This window comes from Neisseria flava, assembly GCF_982712965.1.
In genome coordinates this window covers 1-19,712 of sequence record NZ_CEXQBZ010000006.1, presented here as the reverse complement: position 1 = coordinate 19,712, position 19,712 = coordinate 1, and the positions used below count along the sequence as shown (strand labels likewise).

General features: G+C 53.2%; 15 protein-coding genes and 1 pseudogene. 11 read left to right on the top strand and 5 right to left on the bottom strand.

From position 1 onward, the window contains the following. Nucleotides 1–195: 195 nt before the first annotated feature. The 3 genes from tsf to AC5M9B_RS00570 form a co-directional block, all read right to left on the bottom strand. The gene (gene tsf / locus AC5M9B_RS00580; RefSeq protein ID WP_070655606.1) at nt 196–1,050 is read right to left on the bottom strand and encodes a translation elongation factor Ts; all 855 of its coding nucleotides are present in this window, start codon (nt 1,048–1,050) and stop codon (nt 196–198) included. Between the two features lie 123 nt (nt 1,051–1,173). Next, entirely contained in the window at nt 1,174–1,902 is a 729-nt protein-coding gene (rpsB, locus tag AC5M9B_RS00575; protein WP_002243114.1) for a 30S ribosomal protein S2, read from the bottom strand. Nucleotides 1,903–2,075: 173 nt separating this feature from the next. Beyond that, nucleotides 2,076–2,318: a hypothetical protein gene (locus AC5M9B_RS00570; RefSeq protein ID WP_070655604.1), complete on the bottom strand. Its 243-nt coding sequence runs from the start codon at nt 2,316–2,318 to the stop codon at nt 2,076–2,078. Nucleotides 2,319–2,395: 77 nt separating this feature from the next. Between AC5M9B_RS00570 and AC5M9B_RS00565 the strand changes: the two genes are divergently transcribed. The 4 genes and pseudogenes from AC5M9B_RS00565 (at nt 2,396) to AC5M9B_RS00550 (ending at nt 5,624) form a co-directional block, all read left to right on the top strand. Continuing rightward, nucleotides 2,396–2,986: a 5-formyltetrahydrofolate cyclo-ligase gene (locus AC5M9B_RS00565; protein WP_019270050.1), complete on the top strand. Its 591-nt coding sequence runs from the start codon at nt 2,396–2,398 to the stop codon at nt 2,984–2,986. 76 nt (nt 2,987–3,062) lie between these two features. Next, a pseudogene (locus tag AC5M9B_RS00560) lies at nt 3,063–3,173 on the top strand (IS5/IS1182 family transposase); the annotation flags it as partial. 12 nt (nt 3,174–3,185) lie between these two features. Next, the gene (locus AC5M9B_RS00555) at nt 3,186–3,773 is read left to right on the top strand and encodes a GNAT family N-acetyltransferase (RefSeq protein WP_070655602.1); all 588 of its coding nucleotides are present in this window, start codon (nt 3,186–3,188) and stop codon (nt 3,771–3,773) included. Nucleotides 3,774–4,148: 375 nt separating this feature from the next. Then, nucleotides 4,149–5,624, top strand: a complete 1,476-nt coding sequence (locus AC5M9B_RS00550; RefSeq protein ID WP_049227788.1) for a malate:quinone oxidoreductase — start codon at nt 4,149–4,151, stop codon at nt 5,622–5,624. A 330-nt stretch (nt 5,625–5,954) separates the two neighbouring features. Here AC5M9B_RS00550 and amgK read toward each other — a convergent pair whose 3' ends face one another. Beyond that, on the bottom strand, nt 5,955–6,959 hold the full coding sequence (gene amgK / locus AC5M9B_RS00545; protein ID WP_455007237.1) for an N-acetylmuramate/N-acetylglucosamine kinase AmgK: 1,005 nt from the start codon (nt 6,957–6,959) through the stop codon (nt 5,955–5,957). 69 nt (nt 6,960–7,028) lie between these two features. Here amgK and AC5M9B_RS00540 point away from each other — a divergent pair, with 69 nt between their 5' ends. From AC5M9B_RS00540 to AC5M9B_RS00520, 5 genes are all read left to right on the top strand, one after another. Continuing rightward, nucleotides 7,029–9,437, top strand: a complete 2,409-nt coding sequence (locus AC5M9B_RS00540; protein WP_487648084.1) for an LPS-assembly protein LptD — start codon at nt 7,029–7,031, stop codon at nt 9,435–9,437. Further along, nucleotides 9,434–10,420 (top strand): peptidylprolyl isomerase, encoded by a 987-nt coding sequence (locus AC5M9B_RS00535; protein ID WP_487648083.1) that lies wholly within the window; start codon nt 9,434–9,436, stop codon nt 10,418–10,420. Before AC5M9B_RS00540 ends, AC5M9B_RS00535 begins: the two co-directional genes overlap by 4 nt. 717 nt (nt 10,421–11,137) lie before the next feature. Next, nucleotides 11,138–11,638 (top strand): phosphatase PAP2 family protein, encoded by a 501-nt coding sequence (locus tag AC5M9B_RS00530; RefSeq protein WP_487648082.1) that lies wholly within the window; start codon nt 11,138–11,140, stop codon nt 11,636–11,638. Beyond that, entirely contained in the window at nt 11,638–12,588 is a 951-nt protein-coding gene (locus AC5M9B_RS00525) for a YheT family hydrolase (protein ID WP_101810168.1), read from the top strand. The genes AC5M9B_RS00530 and AC5M9B_RS00525 overlap by 1 nt, the downstream gene beginning before the upstream one ends. Before the next feature lie 81 nt (nt 12,589–12,669). Beyond that, entirely contained in the window at nt 12,670–13,644 is a 975-nt protein-coding gene (locus AC5M9B_RS00520; protein ID WP_070492932.1) for a S49 family peptidase, read from the top strand. A gap of 396 nt (nt 13,645–14,040) precedes the next feature. Here the strand turns inward: AC5M9B_RS00520 and dnaJ are convergent, their stop codons facing one another. Continuing rightward, the gene (dnaJ, locus tag AC5M9B_RS00515) at nt 14,041–15,177 is read right to left on the bottom strand and encodes a molecular chaperone DnaJ (RefSeq protein WP_487648081.1); all 1,137 of its coding nucleotides are present in this window, start codon (nt 15,175–15,177) and stop codon (nt 14,041–14,043) included. 200 nt (nt 15,178–15,377) lie between these two features. Between dnaJ and leuS the strand changes: the two genes are divergently transcribed. Then, nucleotides 15,378–18,008 (top strand): leucine--tRNA ligase, encoded by a 2,631-nt coding sequence (leuS, locus tag AC5M9B_RS00510; RefSeq protein ID WP_487648080.1) that lies wholly within the window; start codon nt 15,378–15,380, stop codon nt 18,006–18,008. Between the two features lie 696 nt (nt 18,009–18,704). After that, nucleotides 18,705–19,616, top strand: a complete 912-nt coding sequence (locus AC5M9B_RS00505) for a helix-turn-helix transcriptional regulator (protein WP_070655588.1) — start codon at nt 18,705–18,707, stop codon at nt 19,614–19,616. Nucleotides 19,617–19,712: the final 96 nt, after the last annotated feature.

Genomic DNA, 19,712 nt, shown 5'->3' with positions numbered 1-19,712 from the left:
GTTTTAGGCAATTGAAAATTTTTTGGCGCATTTTTATGCGTCAAATTTCGTTAACAGACTATTTTTGCAAAGGTCTCATTATGTGTTGATTATGATGAAATATTTTCTGTTCGACAGTATTTTAAACAGTGTAGCTCTCAAAAAAAAGCACCCTGATTCGTTTGGAATCCAGGTGCTTTCTTTTTCATAATTGCCTTACACTTTAGCAGCAGCGGCAACTTCGGCTGCGTAGTCGACAACGGCTTTTTCGATACCGTCGCCTACTTTGTAACGTACGAAGCTAACCACTTCAGTGCCGTTTTCTTTAGCGAATTGGGCAACGGTTTGGTCAGGGTTCATTACGAATGCTTGGCCGTTCAGAGTGATTTCAGCCAAGAATTTACGGATACGGCCTTCAACCATTTTAGCGGCGATGTCGGCAGGTTTGCCGGAAGCGATAGCTTGTTCGGTATAGATGTGGCGTTCTTTTTCGATGGTTTCGGCATCTACTTCGGCTTCGGTTACGCATTGCGGTTTGGCGGCAACGATGTGCATACCGATTTTACGCGCTACGTCTTCAGAGCCTTTGAACTCAACCAATACGCCTTCGGTAGCCAATGCACCGTGGATGTAGGCAACCAGTTGGTTGGCAGTGTCGATGACTTGGAAGCGGCGGACAGACATGTTCTCGCCCAATTTGGCGATGATGGCTTTGCGTTCGGTCTCAACCAATTCGCTCAGTTCCTCAACGGTAGCGGGTTTTTTCTCGGCAGCGGTTTTGGCAACGAAGTTGGCGAATTCTACGAAGCCTGCGTCTTTGGCAACGAAGTCGGTTTCGCAGTTTACTTCAACCAATACGCCGACATTGCCGTTGATGGCGTAAGCCAATACGCCTTCGGCAGCGGTACGGCCAGCCAGTTTACCGGCTTTCGCGCCGGATTTGATGCGCAGGATTTCTTCGGCTTTTTCGAAGTTGCCTTCGGCTTCAACCAAGGCTTTTTTGCATTCCATCATGCCCAGGCCGGTAGCGGCGCGCAGGTCGGCAACCATTTTTGCAGTAATTTCTGCCATTTTGAATCTCCTAGATTTTGGGGAAACACGGGGTATCCGTGTTTGGGAATGGGGTCGTCTGAAAAGGCTTTTCAGAACGGGATTTGAGAAAAGGGGCATAACGCCCCTCTTCGGTTTGCCGGATTACTCGGCAGCAGCTTCTTGGGCAGCGGCTACGGTTTCTTGCAGCGCTTGGTTTTTGCCTTCCAAAACTGCGTCGGCGATGCCGCGGCAGTACAGGCGGATGGCTTTGGCGGAGTCATCGTTACCGGGGATAACGTATTTCACGCCGTCAGGGCTGTTGTTGGTATCGACTACGGCGATAACAGGGATGCCCAGTTTTTCAGCCTCAACCAGAGTACCTTTTTGGTAGCCGGTGTCGATAACGAAAATCGCGTCAGGCAGGCCTTTCATGTTTTTGATACCGCCCAAAGAACGTTCCAGTTTTTCAACGTCGCGTTGCATTTCCAGAATTTCTTTTTTGTTGAAACCGCCTTCGGCAGCGTTTTCCAAAGCAGCGGTTTTTTCTTCCAGGCGTTTGATGGATTGCTTAACGGTTTTGTAGTTGGTCAGCATGCCGCCCAACCAACGGTAATCGACGAAAGGCATACCGGCGCGGGTAGCTTCTTCGCGGATGATTTCACGCGCTTGACGTTTGGTGCCGACGAACAGCACGGTGCCTTTGTTGGCAACCAGACGGCGTACGGCTTCTTGCGCTTCTTGGAACATCGGCAGGGTTTTTTCCAGGTTGACGATGTGGATTTTGTTGCGCGCACCGAAAATGTATTGTGCCATTTTTGGGTTCCAGAAACGGGTTTGGTGGCCGAAGTGAACGCCGGCTTCAATCATCTGACGCATAGTAATTTGAGACATTTTATTTCCTTGAAAGGGTTAAGAGCACACATTCAATCGCATAGAACTTGATAGGCTGCACCTATTGTCAAGCACCCTTCGGCGAAAGTGGGCATAAGTTTTAAAAAATAGTGTGTTTCCGAAATGGAAAACTGACGGATTATAGCGGATAAGGGGTCGTCTGAAAAGGGATTTTATGCACTGCCGTCGTGTTTACCGCCTTCTTGTCCGGCTGTGCGGCGGCTTTGTTCGAATACTTCTTTTTCCTGCTGCTTCATCAGGCGGTTGCGGCGGCGGATGGTGACGGTGAAAACGGTAAACGCGACGGGCAATACCGCCCAAAAAACCAAATAAATCAGCGCACGCGCAATGCTCGGCTGGGCGGCTGAATACATGACTGCGACGAAGAGGTAGCCGATAAGGACGATATGCCACATGGCGGAATCCTGTTTTGATGTTAACGGAGCGTTTATAATCGCCGTATTCTACAACAACACTCAAAAGGTCGTCTGAAATGAGGAATGAGGAAAAACACGCCCTGCGCCGAGAGTTGCGCCGCGCCCGCGCGCAGATGGGGCATCAAGGGCGACTGGCGGCAGGACAAACGATTAACCGTCTGCTCAAACGTTATATCAAGAAGGGACGGAAGATCGGCGTGTATTGGCCGATGGGCAACGAGCTTCGTTTGGACGGTTTCGTCCGCGCGGCGCAAAAACGCGGCGCCAAACTTTATCTGCCTTATATCGAACCGCGTTCGCGGCGGATGTGGTTTACGCCCTATCCTGCCAACGGAGTAAAACAAGAACGCAAGCGCGGCAGGGCGAAATTGAATGTGCCGCAGTTTGCGGGACGCAAAATCCGCGTACACGGTTTATCGATATTGTTCGTCCCGATTGTCGGCATAGACCGCGAGGGCTACCGCTTGGGGCAGGCAGGCGGCTATTACGACGCGACGCTCGCGGCGATGAAATACCGTTTACAGGCAAAAACCATAGGCGTAGGCTTCGATTGCCAACTGGTTGACACGCTGCCGCGCGAACCGCACGACCTGCCGCTGGACGGGTTTGTATCGGAGTCGGGCGTGCTGGTGTTCAAACATCATTAATCAATAGCTTTCAGACGACCTCAAAGATGCCGTCCGTTAAGACACTATAAAAGGTCGTCTGAAAACTCAAACCATCAAATATAGTGGATTAAATTTAAATCAGGACAAGGCGACGAAGCCGAAGACAGTACAAATAGTACGGCAAGGTGAGGCAACGCCGTACTGGTTTAAATTTAATCCACTACACAAAGGAAACCCCATGGCTGATTTCTCATCCGTTCCCGTTTTGTCCTTCGATCGCGTCCGTCTCGAACCTTTAACAACGGCACACGAAGCCGGTTTGCACGAAGCAGTTTGCGACGGCGAAGTCTGGAAGCTGAACGTAACCACCGCGCCCGAACCCCACCAAGTGGCGGACTACATCCGCACCGCCACGCAAACCCGCCTCGCCTTTGCCGTCATCGACGAAGACACGGGCAAAATCGTCGGATCGACTTCGCTTTATCACATCGATCCCGCCATCCCCCGCCTCTACATCGGTTTCACATGGTACGCCCTGTCGGCACGGCGCACACGCATCAATACCGCCTGCAAAATCATGTTGCTCGACTACGTTTTCGACACTTTAAACTGCCGCTGCGTCTGCTGGCAGACCGACAACCTCAACACCGCCTCCCAACGCGCCATCGAACGCCTGGGCGCACACCAAGACGGCATCTTGCGCTGCCACAAGCTGCGGAAAGACGGCAGCGTGCGCGATACGGTGGAATACAGCCTGCTGCGCGAAGAATGGCCGCAGGCAAGGGCAAAACTGCTCGAAAAAGTGGCAGCTTATGACGCATCCTGAAAAAACGTTTTCTTCTTCATTTTTTCATCAAAACACGTCCATCTTGCTGACAATCTGAAGTCTTTAAAAAATTAATGAAATAAGGTGTGACACCGCCAATACCCTGATAAATAAAGGCCATCTGAATGTTTCAGACGACCTTTTCAAACCGCGTTTATGTAAATCCAAACAGAAAATCTTTGCAATTCTCAGAAAAATCCACTAAATTCTCAATAACATATTATGAACGGTTTAACATCGGTTCAAAACGTAAAACACGCGCGCAATCTTCCACGCCAAAAACACCGCGCCAGCAGGTTTTACCGCCGAGACAGGCGTTCGTAATACAACGGATAATCATAAAGGCAGGATATGCCTGTTTCTAGGAGTACAACCATGGCTGAAGCAACAGATGTTGTCTTGGTGGGTGGAGGCATTATGAGCGCGACTTTGGGCGTTTTGCTCAAAGAACTCGAACCGTCTTGGGAAATCACCCTTATCGAACGCTTGGAAGACGTAGCGTTGGAATCGTCAAACGCTTGGAACAACGCCGGCACAGGGCATTCCGCATTATGCGAACTCAATTACGCCCCGCTCGGCGCAGACGGCACCATCGACCCGACCCGCGCCCTCAATATTGCCGAACAATTCCACATCAGCCGCCAGTTCTGGTCATCGCTTGTCGAAGAAGGCAAAATCACCGACAACTCCTTCATCCATACCGTCCCGCATATGTCGCTGGTCATGAACACCGACCATTGCGACTACCTGCAAAAACGTTTCGACGCCTTCAAATCCCAAAAACTCTTTGAACGGATGGAATTCTCCACCGACCGCGCCAAAATCGCCGAATGGGCGCCACTGGTCATCAACGGCCGTAAAGAAGGCCAACCCGTCGCCGCCAACTACTCCGCCGAAGGTACGGACGTCGATTTCGGCAGCCTGACCCGCCAAATGGTGCAATACCTGCGCGAAAAAGGCGTCAAAACCGAGTTCAACCGCCACGTCGACGACATCAAACGCGAATCCGACGGCGCATGGGTACTCAAAACCAGCGACACCCGCAATCCCGACGGCCAGCTCACCATCCGCACCCGCTTCCTTTTCCTCGGCGCAGGCGGCGGCGCACTGACCCTGCTGCAAAAATCCGGCATCCCCGAAGGCAAAGGCTACGGCGGCTTCCCCGTTTCCGGCCTGTTCTTCCGCAACAGTAACCCCGAAACCGCCGCGCAGCACAACGCCAAAGTGTACGGACAAGCCTCCGTCGGAGCGCCGCCCATGTCCGTTCCGCATCTCGACACCCGCAATGTGGACGGCAAACGCCACCTCATGTTCGGCCCTTACGCAGGCTTCCGCTCCAACTTCCTCAAACAAGGCTCGCTCATGGATTTGCCCCTGTCCATCCACTTGGACAACCTCTACCCCATGCTGCGCGCCGGTTGGGCGAATATGCCGCTGACCAAATACCTGTTGGGCGAATTGCGTAAAACCAAAGAAGAACGCTTTGCCTCCCTGCTGGAATACTACCCCGAAGCAAACCCTGACGACTGGGAACTCATCACCGCAGGACAACGCGTTCAAATCATCAAAAAAGACTCCGAAAAAGGCGGCGTCCTCCAATTCGGCACCGAAATCGTCGCCCACGCCGACGGCTCGCTTGCCGCACTCTTGGGCGCATCCCCCGGCGCATCAACCGCCGTACCCTTGATGATCAAACTCATCCACCAATGCTTCCCAAGCCGCATTTCCTCATGGGAAGGTCGTCTGAAAGAACTTGTCCCCGGCTTCGGCATCAAGCTCAACGACAACCCGCAGCTTGCCGAAGAAATCATCAGCCACAACGCCAAAGTATTGGGTATCCATCATCAATGATGGGAAAGTAAGGATGAAACAGCGTATCCTTGAGATACGCTGTTTTCATGTGTGGATAGAATGGAAATGCCCATCGTTGGCAGTGCAGCATAAAACCAATAAAGTCAGCTATACATGGCAAACCTGAACAAAAAGGCTCAGCCGTCATTCCCACCTACGCGGGAATGAAGGTACCGATGTTTTGATTGTTGCCGGATCAAGCTTAAATTGGCACAGTGGACAAACCCGAATTCACATATATAAAGAATATAAAAGGTCGTCTGAAACCCCATTTCAGGATTTTCAGACGACCTCTTTCATCCTACAGAATGGCACAAAGCCCTCTGTCTTTTAAAACGTAAACCCGGTTTCCAATTCATCGTCGCCAACCAGTTCGACCAACAGCGCATACAACGGAGCAAGCTCGGTGTAGCGGCGGGAGGTGCGGCGCAGGTAGTTGAGGAAGCGCGGGATTTCGGGGCGGTATTTGTCTTTGCCGTCGCGGTAGTACAGGCGGGCGAAGATGCCGGCGACTTTCAAATGGCGTTGTACGCCCATCCATTCAAACCAGCGGTAAAACTCGTCAAACGCGGCGGGTACGGGCAATCCGGCGGCGCGGGCTTTTTCCCAGTAACGGATGACCAAGTCCAAGACGAATTCTTCTTCCCATTCGATGAAGGCGTCACGCAGGAGGGAAACCAAGTCGTAGGAAATCGGGCCGTAGAGTGCGTCTTGGAAATCGAGTACGCCGGGGCGGCCGGTGGTGAGCATGAGGTTGCGGACGATGAAGTCGCGGTGGACGTACACCTGCGGCTGGGCAAGCAGCGGCGGCAACAGGGTGTCTACGGTTTGCTGCCAAAGCTGGCGTTGTTTGAAGTTGAGTTCGCGTCCGAGTTCTTTGGCGACGAACCATTCGGGGAACAGGTTGATTTCGCGCAGCATGATGTCGCGGTCGTACTCGGGCAATTCGCCCGCGCGGCTGGCTTTTTGCAGCTCGACCAGTTCGTCTATGGCTTCAAGCAGCAGGACTTTGTGTGCATCCGCGCCTTGCTCTTGCTGCATGGCGGTCAGGAAAGTGGTGCTGCCCAAGTCGTTGAGCACCATAAATCCCTGCGCTTCGTCCACATGCAATACTTGGGGAACGTTAAGCATATTGAAAAGTTTTTGCACTTTTAGGTAAGGAGCGACGCTCATTTTGTCGGGCGGCGCGTCCATGCAGATGACGGTCTTGTCGTCGGCAAAAGCAGCGCGGAAGTAGCGTCGGAAGTCGGCATCGGCGGCGGCGAAGCTCAATTCGAAGTTTTGTCCGGGATAGACGGCGTGAAGCCAATTTTGTAATTCGGTTTGTCGTTGCATAGCGGTGTCGCGGATTTTCAGGTTAAAATAACCGCTATTCTAACTGGCAAACCGATTTAAGGGGCGATTTTGGCTCGTTTATTTTCACTCAAACCATTGGTTTTGGCGTTAAGCGTCGGCTTCGGCGCGGGAGGGGCATATGCGCAAAATGCATCTTTGCCGCAACCTGCCGATTACGAGCCGGTAAAGACCACCCCGCCTGCGGTTCAAAGCGTGGAGAACCGTCGTCCGGCCGATCAGGACAAATTGTCCTTGGGCGATACCTGCCTGTTTTGCCAGCATCAGGCTTCCGAAGCAAACAAGCAGCCTGAAATCAAACGCAGCGGCGAAGAAGCCCTGCCGCAGGATTACACCCGCGTGATTGCGGATAGGGTTGCCGGACAGTCGAAAGTCGCCGTCCGCGCCGAAGGCGATGTCATCATCGAGCGCAATCAGGAAGTATTGAACGCCGATTGGGCGGATTACGACCAAACCAGCGATACCGTCAGGGCGGGCGACCGCTTTAAGCTGTATCAAGACGGTTCGACCGTCAGCGGCGATACTTTGGTGTACAACCTGAAAGACAATACCGGCTCGAGCGAATACGTCCGCGTCGATGCCGAAAAAGACGGCCGCCGTCTCCAGAGCGTCAGTGAAAAGGCGGAAATGAAAGGCAAAGGGCTGTACAAGCTCATCAATACCAAATTCAATACCTGCTCGCCCGGTGATGCGAGTTGGTACATCAAAGCGAAAAGCATCGAAACCGATCAGGAAACGGGCATAGGCGTGGCAAAAGACGCGTCGCTGGTGTTCGGCGGCGTTCCGGTGCTTTATACGCCTTGGGCGGATTTCCCGCTCAACGGCCATCGCAAGAGCGGTCTGTTGGTGCCGACCTTGTCAACCGGTTCGGACGGTTTGGAACTCGCCCTTCCCTATTATTTCAACCTCGCCCCCAACTTGGACGCCACCTTCCGCCCCGGCATCATCAGTTCGCGCGGCGTGCAACTTGGCGGACAGGTCCGCTATCTCGAGCCGAAATTTAACGGCGTCATTGACGGCGATTGGATGCCGCACGATAAAAAACGCCATGAAAACAACCGCTATCAAATCAAGTTTGACCACAACCACCAACTGACCGACAAACTCAGCGGCGGCATCAACTTTAATCAGGTTTCAGACGACAATTACTACCGCGATTTCTACGGGCGCGAGGACATTGCCAGCAACGTCAACCTCAACCGCCAACTGTGGCTGAACTACGGCGACAATATCTGGGGCGGCTCTTTTGACGGTGCGTTAAACGTACAGAAATACCAAACCCTTGCCAACCAAAACGGTTACAAAGACGAACCCTACGCCATTATGCCGCGCCTGACCGGACGTTGGCAGAAAACCATAGGCAAGGCGAATATCAACGTATTCAGCCAGTTCACCCGTTTCGTCCACGACAGCAAACAAGACGGCAGCCGTACCGTGCTGTATCCCAGCGTCCGTTGGGATTTCAACAACCAATGGGGCTATATCCGTCCGAAAATCGGCGTACACGCGACTTATTACGACTTAGGCTCGTTCGGCAACCAATCCAGCCGCCGCGTCAGCCGCGTATTGCCGATATTCAACGTCGATACCGGCATGACCTTCGAGCGCAACGCCAATGTGTTCGGCAAAGCCTATCTGCAAACCCTCGAACCGCGCCTGTTTTACAACTACATCCCGACCAAGTCCCAAAACGACTTACCCAATTTCGACACCTCGGAAAACAGTTTCTCTTACAACCAGCTTTTCCGTGAAAACCTGTACGTCGGCAACGACCGCATCAACTCCGCCAACAGCCTGACCGCCGCCGCGCAAACCCGATTCCTCAATCCGAACAACGGTGCCGAGCTGTTCCGTGCCGGCATCGGACAGAAGTTTTATTTCAAAAACGACAACGTATTGCTGGACGGCAGCGTCGGCCGTTATGAGCGCAGCCAATCCGACTGGGTCGGCTTCGCGCACGGCAAACTGAGCGACAGCATCCATGCCGGCTTCGATATCCACTACAACCAAAATGAAAGCCGCGCCGAAAGCTACGCCGCGACCGTCCGCTACAATCCCGAGCCGGGCAAAGTATTGAGCGCGCGTTACAAATACGGGCGCAACGAACGCATTTATCTGCAATCCGACGGCAACTATTTCTACGATAAAATCCGCCAAGTCGATTTGGCGGCACAATGGCCTATCCGTAAAAACCTTTACGCCGTTGCACGTTACAACTACGAAATTCAAGCCAAGAAACCGCTTGAAATGCTGGTAGGAGCTGAATATAAAAGCAACTGCGGCTGCTGGAGCGCAAGCCTCGTCGGACAACGTTACGTGACCGGCGAAAACAGCCGCAAAAATGCCGTTTTCTTCAATCTCCAACTCAAAGACCTGAGCAATCTCGGCAACAATCCATTTGAAAAACTGCGCTTGGCCATTCCCGGCTACAGCAAAACCAACGAGGTAGTTACCCCATGAACGTCAAACCCCTGATTCTTGCCGCCGCACTCGGTCTGGCATTGAACGCACACGCAGCCCCTAAGGCCAAAACGGTGAAAAAATCCGTCAAACCCGTCGCTGTTCAGACGACTGATACCGAAACCCGTTCTGACGGGGTACGTCTGAGCGACGGCATTGCCGCCATCGCCGACAACGAAGTCATTACCCGCCGCCAACTGGCGCAGGAAGTCGAACGGGCGCGCCGAACCATCCCTAAAGGCACACAAATCGGCGATAACGAATTGCGCGAACAAGTTCTGGCGCAACTCATCAACCAATCCCTGATTGTCCAAGCGGGCAAACGAAAGAATATTCAAGCAGATAACGCAGAAATCGAAGCGGTCATTGCCGCCAATCCTTCACTGAAAACCCCGTCTGCCTCTATCCGCCGTGAAATCGCAGACAGCATCATCGCGGAAAAAGTGCGTCAACAGGCAGTCATGCAGCACAGCCGCGTCAGCGATGCTGAAGTTGCACGCGCTATCGAACAGGCGAAACAGCAAGGCATTGCCCTGCCCGAAGGCGAGCCGCTGCGCCAATACAATGCGCAACACATTCTGATTAAGGCCGACAACGACAACGCGGCGGCAGGCGCGGAAAGCACTATCCGCAAGATCTATGCACAAGCCCGCAGCGGCGCGGACTTCGCCGGTTTGGCGCGCCAATACTCGCAAGACGGCAGCGCGAGCAGCGGCGGTAATTTAGGCTGGTTCGCCGACGGCATGATGGTTCCGCCGTTTGAAGAAGCCGTCCACAAACTCAAACCCGGCCAAGTCAGCCCACCCGTACGCACACAATTCGGCTGGCACATCATTAAGCTGAACGATGTCCGTGACGCCGGCACGCCCGAAGAGCGTCAACACAACACCATACGTCAATATCTGTCGCGCCAAAAAGCCGAACAGGCGGAAATCAACCTGCTGCGCGAACTGCACGAAGGTGCGCACATCGACATACGCTAAGGCGGATGCAGACGTCGTCTGAAAGTTTTTCAGACGACGTTTTGTTTTGCAGCAAGCGGCATCCATCCGAAATCAAACCGACCCTAATAATATAGCGAGGGAAAGAAAAAACCGTTTTCGTCGTTACCGTCGCATCCAATAAAATATGAATGATGGTTGCCGATTAAAAAGGTCGTCTGAAAAACAAAATGTTTTTCAGACGACCTTTTACGGAACGGCATACGGACGGATTACCAATCCGCTCCGCCTGCCCACAGTATGCCGATGGCGGCGACGGATGCCAGGCCGACAGCCACAATCGCCTCTAAAAACAATACTGACACAGACATAATAACCTCCGAATGTTGAATGAAATTATTATCGGAACCATCCGCCTGCCCTGACGGGAAACGATACGGATGCCGTTTGGTTTGTACGGTCAGAATAACACCCTCTCGCGGTATCCTTATTCGGTTTACCTGATTTTCCAGAGAGAAAAAAGCAATAATTATCAAAAATTAATGCCAAAGACTATCAATTAGTCCTTCTTGATTGAGAACGCGGCTTGTTTGTCGGATATTTGATTCAAACCTGATTTTTTTTCACTGATTTATGCCTGATTTTTTTCTTTTTTTCCGCCGTTTTGTACAAACTGCCATTGTGGTATTTTTGCCTCTTTCTGTTTATATCGCCGTCCATCTGGCAAATGGCGGGAGTTTTGCATTCGAACGTCCGTTGATGTTTGTCATTCACGAACAGACAGGACAATGGTTTTTTCCGATTGCGCTGTTGCTTCATTATCTGGGTAAAACCGCCGTCGCCCTACCGCTGGTCTGTTTGGCGGCGGTATGCCTGTGGCGGTTTGGCAAACTGCGGGCAGCGGTATTCGTGCCTTTGGCGGCATTGTTGCCGACTTTGAATATGCTTTGGATAAAGGCATGGATACAGCGTCCGCGCCCGTTGCTTTGGCCTCGTGCCGTCGAAGAGGCCAATTTTTCGTTTCCGAGCGGGCATAGTACGTTTTCCGCCGCAGTCGCAGTGATGCTGATTCTATTGTGTTATCGGACTGCATACCGCCGTACCGCTTTTGCCGTCGGCATCTTATTTGCCTTGTTGACGGGGTTTTCACGGGTTTATTTAGGCGTACATTATCCGACGGATGTTTGGGCGGGATGGACGAATGGGACGCTGACGGCGCTATTGGTTTATTATGTTGTTTTCAAGAAGGATTTCGAATAATGGAAACCTTATGCCCGAATACGCCCTTATGGCTGCGCAACGGTCATGCGGACACAATATTTGCCAAATTCATTCAACGCCCCGCACCTGCCTACCGCCGCGAGCTGCTGCCGGACAGTACGGGACGCACTTTAGTTGCCTGTGATTTTGTCGATGCCGCCGATCCCGATGCGCCTTTGGTGGTTTTGTTTCACGGATTGGAGGGCAGCAGCCGCAGCCATTACGCCGTTGAATTGATGCGCGCGGTCATTGAAAAAGGCTGGAACGGCGTGGTGGTGCATTTCCGCAGTTGCGGCGGCGTAGAGAATACCGCGCCTGTGTTTTATCATTTGGGCGATACGCGGGAAATCGGCTTTATGCTGGAAATGCTGTCTGAACGCTACTGCAGGATTTATGTGGCGGGCGTGTCTTTGGGCGGCAATGCGCTGGCAAAATATTTGGGCGAATACGGCAGTCTGGGCATGGCTGCCGTCCCTTACGCCGCTGCCGCCGTCTCTGCGCCGGTGGATGCGGCAGCGGCAGGCACTCGCTTTGATAAGGGAATGTCAAAACTGCTCTATACCCGCTATTTTTTAAAATCTTTATTGCCCAAAGCCGCCGCAACAGGTTTTCAGACGACCTCATTGAAAGAATGCAAAACGCTGGGGGATTTTGACGACAGGTTTACCGCGCCGCTGCACGGTTTCGCCGACCGGCATGATTATTACCGCCGCGCTTCGTGCAAGCCTTGGCTGAAAACCGTGCGTACGCCGCTTTTGCTGCTCAACGCCGTCAACGACCCGTTTCTGCCGCCGAAAGCCTTGCCGACGGTAGAAGAGGTTTCGTCCGCCGTTACGCTGCTGCAACCCCAATACGGCGGACACGCCGCGTTCGTCAGCCGCGACAAAGGTCGTCTGAACCTGCAATGGCTGCCGCAAACCCTGCTGACGTATTTTGAGGCATTCGAGTAAACGGAAGGTTTTTCAGCCGGAAGTTTCGTTATAAAATGCCCCGAACCTGATTTAGGATTTATTTAGAAACAAAGGAAAATTATGCAAGAAACCAACGGATACCCCGATAAACGTCCAGACGGCCCGGAAGGCCGCTGGGAACGGGACGTGTTGCGCGACGTACTGCTTGCCGCCTATAAAGAGCAGCGGCGCGCCCGTTTTTGGCGCAACTTCTGGCGGATTATCGGCGTCCTGCTGATTGCCGCATTATGGTTCGGTTCGGACGACGGCACGGCCGGACAAGGGCTGGCCACAGGTAAAGAGCATACGGCAGTCATCACATTGGAAGGCGAAATCGGTGGCGGCATGGACGACCAAGTCAAAATGCTGCGCGACAGCATGGAGGCGGCTTACAGCAATCCGAATGCAAAAGGCATCGTCATCCGCGCCAACAGCCCCGGCGGTTCGCCCGTTATCTCCAATACCGCTTTTAACGAGATACGTCGTCTGAAAGGTGAACATAAAGACATCCCCGTCTATGTCGTCGCCGAAGATATGTGCGCCTCCGGCTGCTACTACATCGCTGCCGCCGCGGACAAAATCTACGCCGACCCCTCCAGCATCGTCGGCAGTATCGGCGTGATCGGCGGCGGTTTCGACGTAACCGGCCTGATGGACAAGCTGGGTATCAAACGTCGTCTGAAAACCGCAGGCAGCAACAAAGGCATGGGCGATCCGTTTACCCCTGAAACGCCCGAACAGGCGAAAATCTGGGAAGCCATGCTGTCAGACACCCATCAAGAATTCATCAAGGCCGTCAAGCTCGGACGCGGTGAAAAATTGAAAGACAAAGAATATCCCGACGTATTCAGCGGCCGCGTCTATACCGGCCTTGAAGCTAAAAAAGTCGGACTGATTGACGATTTCGGCAGCGTGTACAGCATCGCCCGCGATGTCGTCAAAGCCCCCGAACTGGTCAGCTACACGCCCGAAGACGATTTCAGTAAATTCTTAAGCCGCCGCTTTGGCGCACAAGTCAAGGCTGAGGTGGAAAACACACTGTCGAAAATGTGGTAAGGTAAGGCAATACAAACAAAACGTCGTCTGAAAAGCTTTCAGACGACGTTTTGTTTTGGAAGATATTGATTCTGCGGAAAATGAAGAGAGGAATATCGTAATAGCGGTAAGCGGGTATCTACATCCATTTAGAACCGAATGATTTCCTTCATTCGTAGCGTGGGCTTTGCCCACGGAAGAGCTGCCCGAATATGGCGTAGCGGATCAACTTTAAACCGGTACCATGTTGTCTCGTCATAGCCAAAGAACAATTCCCGAAGGTAACTATGCATCAAGCGTATCGGTTGCAAATTATCCGTTCTATCTGCGGCTTTCTTTGAAACAGGTTGGAGAAAGGTCGTCTGAAAGCCGGCAATATCAGCTTTCAGACGACCTTTTACTGTTTTCAAACCCGAATCAGTCAAACAGTTCGCCGACTTTGTCCCAGAACGATTTTTTGCGCGGGGTTTGGCTGCGGTCGAGGCCGGTGGAGATTTTTTCGAACTCTTCCAGCAACTCTTTCTGGCGGTCGGTCAGGTTGACCGGCGTTTCCACCACAACGTGGCAGTACAAATCGCCCGTCGCACTGGAACGCAGGGATTTGATGCCTTTGCCTTTGACGCGCATACGGCGGCCGGTTTGCGTTTCTTTCGGGATGTTCAGTTTGACTTTGCCGTCCAAGGTCGGAACTTCGACTTCGCCGCCCAGGGCTGCGACGGCGAAACTGATGGGCAGCTCGCAATGCAAATCCAAGCCGTTGCGCTCGAAGATTTTGTGTTCTTTGACGCGGACGTTGACGTACAAATCGCCTGCGGGCGCGCCGTGCGTACCCGGTTCGCCTTCGCCGCTCAAGCGGATGCGTTGACCGTCGTCGATGCCGGCCGGAATGTTGACTTCAACGGTTTTGCCGGTTTTGGTGCGGCCTTCGCCACGACATTTGACACACGGGTCTTTGATTTCCTTGCCTGTGCCGTGACAGGTCGGACAGGTCTGCTGCATTTGGAAAATGGCTTGGCGGACGTGTACCGTGCCGGAACCGTGACAGGTCGAACAAGTCGATGCGGAGGTACCGGGTTTCGCGCCGCTGCCGTGGCAGACATCGCATTCTTCGTAGGTCGGGATGTTGATGCGTTTTTTGATGCCTTTGGCGGCATCTTCCAACGTGATTTCCACGCCGACCTGCAAATCCGCGCCCTGATAGTTTTGCTGACGGCCGCCGCCCCCGCCTCCGCCGAACATTTGGCTGAAGATGTCGGAGAAGTCGAATCCTTGTGCGCCGCCGAACCCGCCAAAACCGCCGAATCCGCCCGCACCGCCGCCCATGCCCTGCTCAAACGCGGCATGGCCGTATTGGTCGTACATGGCGCGTTTTTCTTTGTCAGACAAGGTGTCGTAGGCTTTTTGAACTTCCTTAAATTTCTCTTCCGCTTCTTTGTTGTCGGGATTGCGGTCAGGATGGTATTTCATCGCCAGCTTGCGGTAGGCTTTTTTGATTTCGTCGTCGCTCGCACCGCGTGCCACGCCGAGTGTTGCATAAAAATCTTGGTTGCTCATGATAGTGATGGTTGTTGATATGTGTAAAAACTAGACCGGATATATGGGTGGAGTGGGGAAAACTCAAGTGTCTGAATGCGAGGTCGTCTGAAAAATACCGTTCTGTTTTCAGACGACCTTTGTCAAACCGACCTATCGACAACCTGCTATAATCCATCCTTTATTTTTCCTAACGTTTTCAAGCGAAAAACAGAATGACCATGCAAGAACATTACCAGCCCGCCGCCATCGAGCCTGCGGCGCAGAAAAAATGGGACGACGCCCGTATTTTCAACGTCTCCGAAGACGCTTCCAAACCCAAATACTACTGCCTCTCCATGTTCCCCTACCCCAGCGGCAAGCTGCACATGGGGCATGTGCGCAACTACACCATCGGCGACGTATTGAGCCGCTTCAAACTCTTAAACGGCTTCAACGTCATGCAGCCTATGGGTTGGGACGCGTTCGGCATGCCGGCGGAAAATGCGGCGATGAAAAACAACGTCGCCCCCGCTGCTTGGACCTACGACAACATCGAATATATGAAAACCCAGCTCAAAAGCCTGGGTTTTGCGATTGACTGGGAGCGCGAAGTCGCCACCTGCAAACCCGAATACTACCGCTGGGAACAGTGGCTGTTTACCAAGCTGTTTGAAAAAGGCATCGTCTATCGCAAAAACGGTACGGTAAACTGGGACCCTGTTGACCAAACCGTCCTTGCCAACGAGCAAGTCATCGACGGACGCGGCTGGCGTTCGGGCGCGCTGATCGAAAAACGCGAAATCCCGATGTATTACTTCAAAATCACGGATTACGCCGAAGAGCTGCTCAACGATTTGGACAAGCTGGAACACTGGCCGGAACAAGTCAAAACCATGCAGCGCAACTGGATCGGCAAATCTCGCGGTATGACCGTGCGCTTCGCCGTTTCAGACGACAGCAAGCAAGGCTTGGAAGGCGATTACGCGAAATTCCTGCAAGTTTATACCACCCGCCCCGACACGCTGATGGGCGCAACTTATGTTGCCGTTGCCGCCGAGCATCCGCTGGCAACTGCCGCAGCAGCCGACAAACCTGAATTACAAGAATTTATCGCCGAATGCAAAGCGGGTTCCGTTGCCGAAGCCGACATGGCGACGATGGAGAAAAAAGGCGTGCCGACCGGCCGCTACGTCGTCAACCCGCTCAACGGCGACAAGCTGGAAGTGTGGATTGCCAACTATGTATTGTGGGGCTACGGCGACGGCGCGGTCATGGCGGTTCCGGCGCACGACGAACGCGATTTCGAGTTCGCCACCAAATACAATCTGCCGAAAAAACAAGTCATTGCCGTTGGTGACAACGCGTTCGACGAAAACCAATGGCAAGAATGGTACGGCGACAAAGAAAACGGCGTATTGGTCAACAGCGGCGACTTGGACGGCATGAATTTTCAGACGGCCTTCGACGCCATCGCCACCAAGCTGCAAAGCCAAGATGCAGGCGAACCGAAAACCCAATACCGCCTGCGCGACTGGGGTATTTCGCGCCAACGCTACTGGGGTTGCCCGATTCCCATCGTCCATTGCGAACAATGCGGCGACGTGCCCGTCCCTGCCGACCAACTGCCCGTCGTTTTGCCTGAAAACGTCGTACCCGACGGCATGGGTTCGCCGCTGGCAAAAATGCCCGAGTTTTACGAAACCACCTGCCCATGTTGCGGCGGCGCGGCAAAACGCGAAACCGACACCATGGACACATTCATGGAATCGAGCTGGTACTTCTTCCGCTACATGTCGCCCAAGTTCGCAGAAGGCATGGTATCGGCTGAAGCCGCGAAATACTGGGGCGTGGTCGACCAATACATCGGCGGTATCGAACACGCGATTCTGCACCTCTTGTACGCGCGTTTTTTCACCAAACTGATGCGCGACGAAGGCTTGGTCAGCGTGGACGAACCGTTTGAACGCCTGCTCACGCAAGGCATGGTCGTTTGCGAAACCTACTACCGCGAAAATGCCAACGGCAGCAAAGACTGGATCAACCCCGCCGATGTCGAGCTGACTTTCGACGACAAAGGCCGCCCCGTTTCCGCCGTTCTGAAAGCCGACGGACTGCCCGTCGTCATCAGCGGCACGGAAAAAATGTCCAAGTCCAAAAACAACGGCGTCGATCCGCAAGAGCTGATTAACTCCTACGGCGCGGACACCGCCCGCCTGTTCATGATGTTCGCCGCACCGCCCGAACAGTCCCTCGAATGGAGCGACAGCGGCGTCGAAGGCGCACACCGCTTCCTGCGCCGCCTGTGGCGTACCGTTTACGAATACCTGAAACAAGGCGGCGCGGTCAAAGCGTTTGCAGGCAACCAAGACGGTTTATCTAAAGAACTCAAAGACCTGCGCCACAAACTGCACTCTACCATTGCCAAAGTCAGCGACGACTACGGCCGCCGCCAGCAGTTCAACACCGCCATCGCCGCTGTGATGGAACTGCTCAACCAATACGACAAAACCGACACCGGCGGCGAACAAGGCCGCGCCGTCGCCCAAGAAGTATTGGAAACCGCCGTACGCCTGTTGTGGCCCATCGTGCCGCACATCTGCGAAACCCTGTGGAGCGAATTGAACAGCGCGAAACTGTGGGAAGCAGGCTGGCCGACAGTCGACGAAACCGCCTTGGTCAAATCCGAAATCGAAGTCATGGTTCAAGTCAACGGCAAACTGCGCGGCAAAATTACCGTTGCCGCCGACGCATCCAAAGCCGACCTCGAAGCCGCCGCACTCGCCACCGAAAGCGCGGTGAAATTCATGGAAGGCAAGCCCGCCAAGAAAATCATCGTCGTACCGGGCAGACTGGTGAATATCGTGGTGTAAAGCCGATTCGGCATTGATTGCTGTAATTAGGAAAGGTCGTCTGAAAACTTGGAAACAGGGTTTTCAGACGACCTTTTTGCATTTTTTTCAGCGGAGGCGTTTTGGGGACAAGACACGCGCGAGATGATGATAAAGATTACATTCCGTCATTCCCGCGCAGGCGGGAATCCATTGGAAACGCTAAGCGACGGTGGGTTTTAAAAACAACTCACCGTAATGTGGGCTTTGCCCGCGGATTGCTTTTGAAAAAACTGGGATTACTGACGCACAAGGTCGTCTGAAAACCATGCTCTACGGGCGATAGAGAAAACATAAAAAACAATTCCAACGGCTACTTCTCCCGCTGCACATACGTGGGCAAAGCCCACGCTACTCTATAAGCCTAAAAAACAGGTGTTTTAAAAACGGTTGCTGAAATTCAAAAGTGGATTCCCGCCTGCGCGGGAATGACGGCATGGGGAATTTTTGTTTAATTGATGGGTTGTTTTCGCGGAAAAGCCCGCATTACAGGTTGAAAGCCACCCGTAGCGTAGGCTTTGCCCACAGATTATTTTTGAGAAAGCAAAGGTCGTCTGAAAACCTGCGTACTGGTTTCAGACGACCTTTTATGGGTTTTCACCGTTTTCCGTCTTTCTGCCATTGTGATAAAGTAGCCCGACCTTTTGTTCAAAATACGCAGATTCCACCACACAGCTTATGGAAACATCCTGTCTTAACAGCCAACAGCTCGTCAATATGGTTCAACAGGGCGAAGGGGGCGACTATTTGGACGGCAGCTACCGTTTTGAAACCTTGTGCAGCGGCATTTCCCTGCACGGCGGCAGCCTGACCGCGCGCAAAACGTTTCAAAGCACGCGCCTGTCGGAGCCATACATCGCGTTTGTCCTGCTGCTCGAAGGCAGTTTGGATTTCGGCATCAATCGCGAACGTTACCGTATTGAGGCTGAAGGCGGACATGTCCTATTGATTGCGTGCGACGAGGAAATCTTGTTCAGCCGTTATTTGTATGAAGGCAGGCATACGGCGAAACTGACGCTCAAGGGGCTAGACCGCTGGTTGGCTCGCCCGCAATATGCGGGTTTGCTGCAGGTGGTTTATTGGGAAAAAGTCAGACATTGGCCACTGGACAGTAGTTTGCGCCGCCTTGCTTTAAGCAGCTTGAAGGGGGCGGAACACGGCGGATTGGCGGATGACTTACAGCGTGAAGCGGACGTGTTGCAACTTTTGGCAGGACTGTGGACGGATTTTCTCAACCGCTATCCCTATACCGAAACCGCCGCCGAACCGCCTCATCCTTCGGAAAGTTTCATCCGTCTGCTCAACCAGGCATTCGATGCGGGCGCGCACCAAGTATCTGCGCTTGCCGACGCGCTGCATATCAGCGAGCGGACGCTGCAACGCCGCCTGAAAGAATCGTTTGGTACGACGGCGAGCGAGTGGCTGCGGCACAAGCATATGCAATATGCGCTGTATGCTTTGGGTACGGACAGCGTCAGCATAGGCGAAATAGCCTACCGTTGCGGCTACGCCCATGTTTCAAGCTTTACCAAGGCATTTCGCGAATATTTCGGCTGCACACCGGCGGAGTTGAGAAAACGCGGCGAGTGATAGGGCAATAGTAAGAGGTCGGCGGATTCGCATTTGAAGTGCAACTTTCCCTAACAGAAAAAGGCCAGTATGCGGTAGCATACGGCCTTTCCTGCA

Excerpts from the sequence above, each read along its gene's own strand:
- tsf (WP_070655606.1), bottom strand. The coding sequence starts at position 1,050 with ATGGCAGAAATTACTGCAAAAATGGTTGCCGACCTGCGCGCCGCTACC.
- rpsB (WP_002243114.1), bottom strand. The coding sequence starts at position 1,902 with ATGTCTCAAATTACTATGCGTCAGATGATTGAAGCCGGCGTTCACTTC.
- AC5M9B_RS00570 (WP_070655604.1), bottom strand. The coding sequence starts at position 2,318 with ATGTGGCATATCGTCCTTATCGGCTACCTCTTCGTCGCAGTCATGTAT.
- AC5M9B_RS00565 (WP_019270050.1), top strand. The coding sequence starts at position 2,396 with ATGAGGAATGAGGAAAAACACGCCCTGCGCCGAGAGTTGCGCCGCGCC.
- AC5M9B_RS00555 (WP_070655602.1), top strand. The coding sequence starts at position 3,186 with ATGGCTGATTTCTCATCCGTTCCCGTTTTGTCCTTCGATCGCGTCCGT.
- AC5M9B_RS00550 (WP_049227788.1), top strand. The coding sequence starts at position 4,149 with ATGGCTGAAGCAACAGATGTTGTCTTGGTGGGTGGAGGCATTATGAGC.
- amgK (WP_455007237.1), bottom strand. The coding sequence starts at position 6,959 with ATGCAACGACAAACCGAATTACAAAATTGGCTTCACGCCGTCTATCCC.
- AC5M9B_RS00535 (WP_487648083.1), top strand. The coding sequence starts at position 9,434 with ATGAACGTCAAACCCCTGATTCTTGCCGCCGCACTCGGTCTGGCATTG.
- AC5M9B_RS00530 (WP_487648082.1), top strand. The coding sequence starts at position 11,138 with ATGTTTGTCATTCACGAACAGACAGGACAATGGTTTTTTCCGATTGCG.
- AC5M9B_RS00525 (WP_101810168.1), top strand. The coding sequence starts at position 11,638 with ATGGAAACCTTATGCCCGAATACGCCCTTATGGCTGCGCAACGGTCAT.
- AC5M9B_RS00520 (WP_070492932.1), top strand. The coding sequence starts at position 12,670 with ATGCAAGAAACCAACGGATACCCCGATAAACGTCCAGACGGCCCGGAA.
- dnaJ (WP_487648081.1), bottom strand. The coding sequence starts at position 15,177 with ATGAGCAACCAAGATTTTTATGCAACACTCGGCGTGGCACGCGGTGCG.
- leuS (WP_487648080.1), top strand. The coding sequence starts at position 15,378 with ATGCAAGAACATTACCAGCCCGCCGCCATCGAGCCTGCGGCGCAGAAA.
- AC5M9B_RS00505 (WP_070655588.1), top strand. The coding sequence starts at position 18,705 with ATGGAAACATCCTGTCTTAACAGCCAACAGCTCGTCAATATGGTTCAA.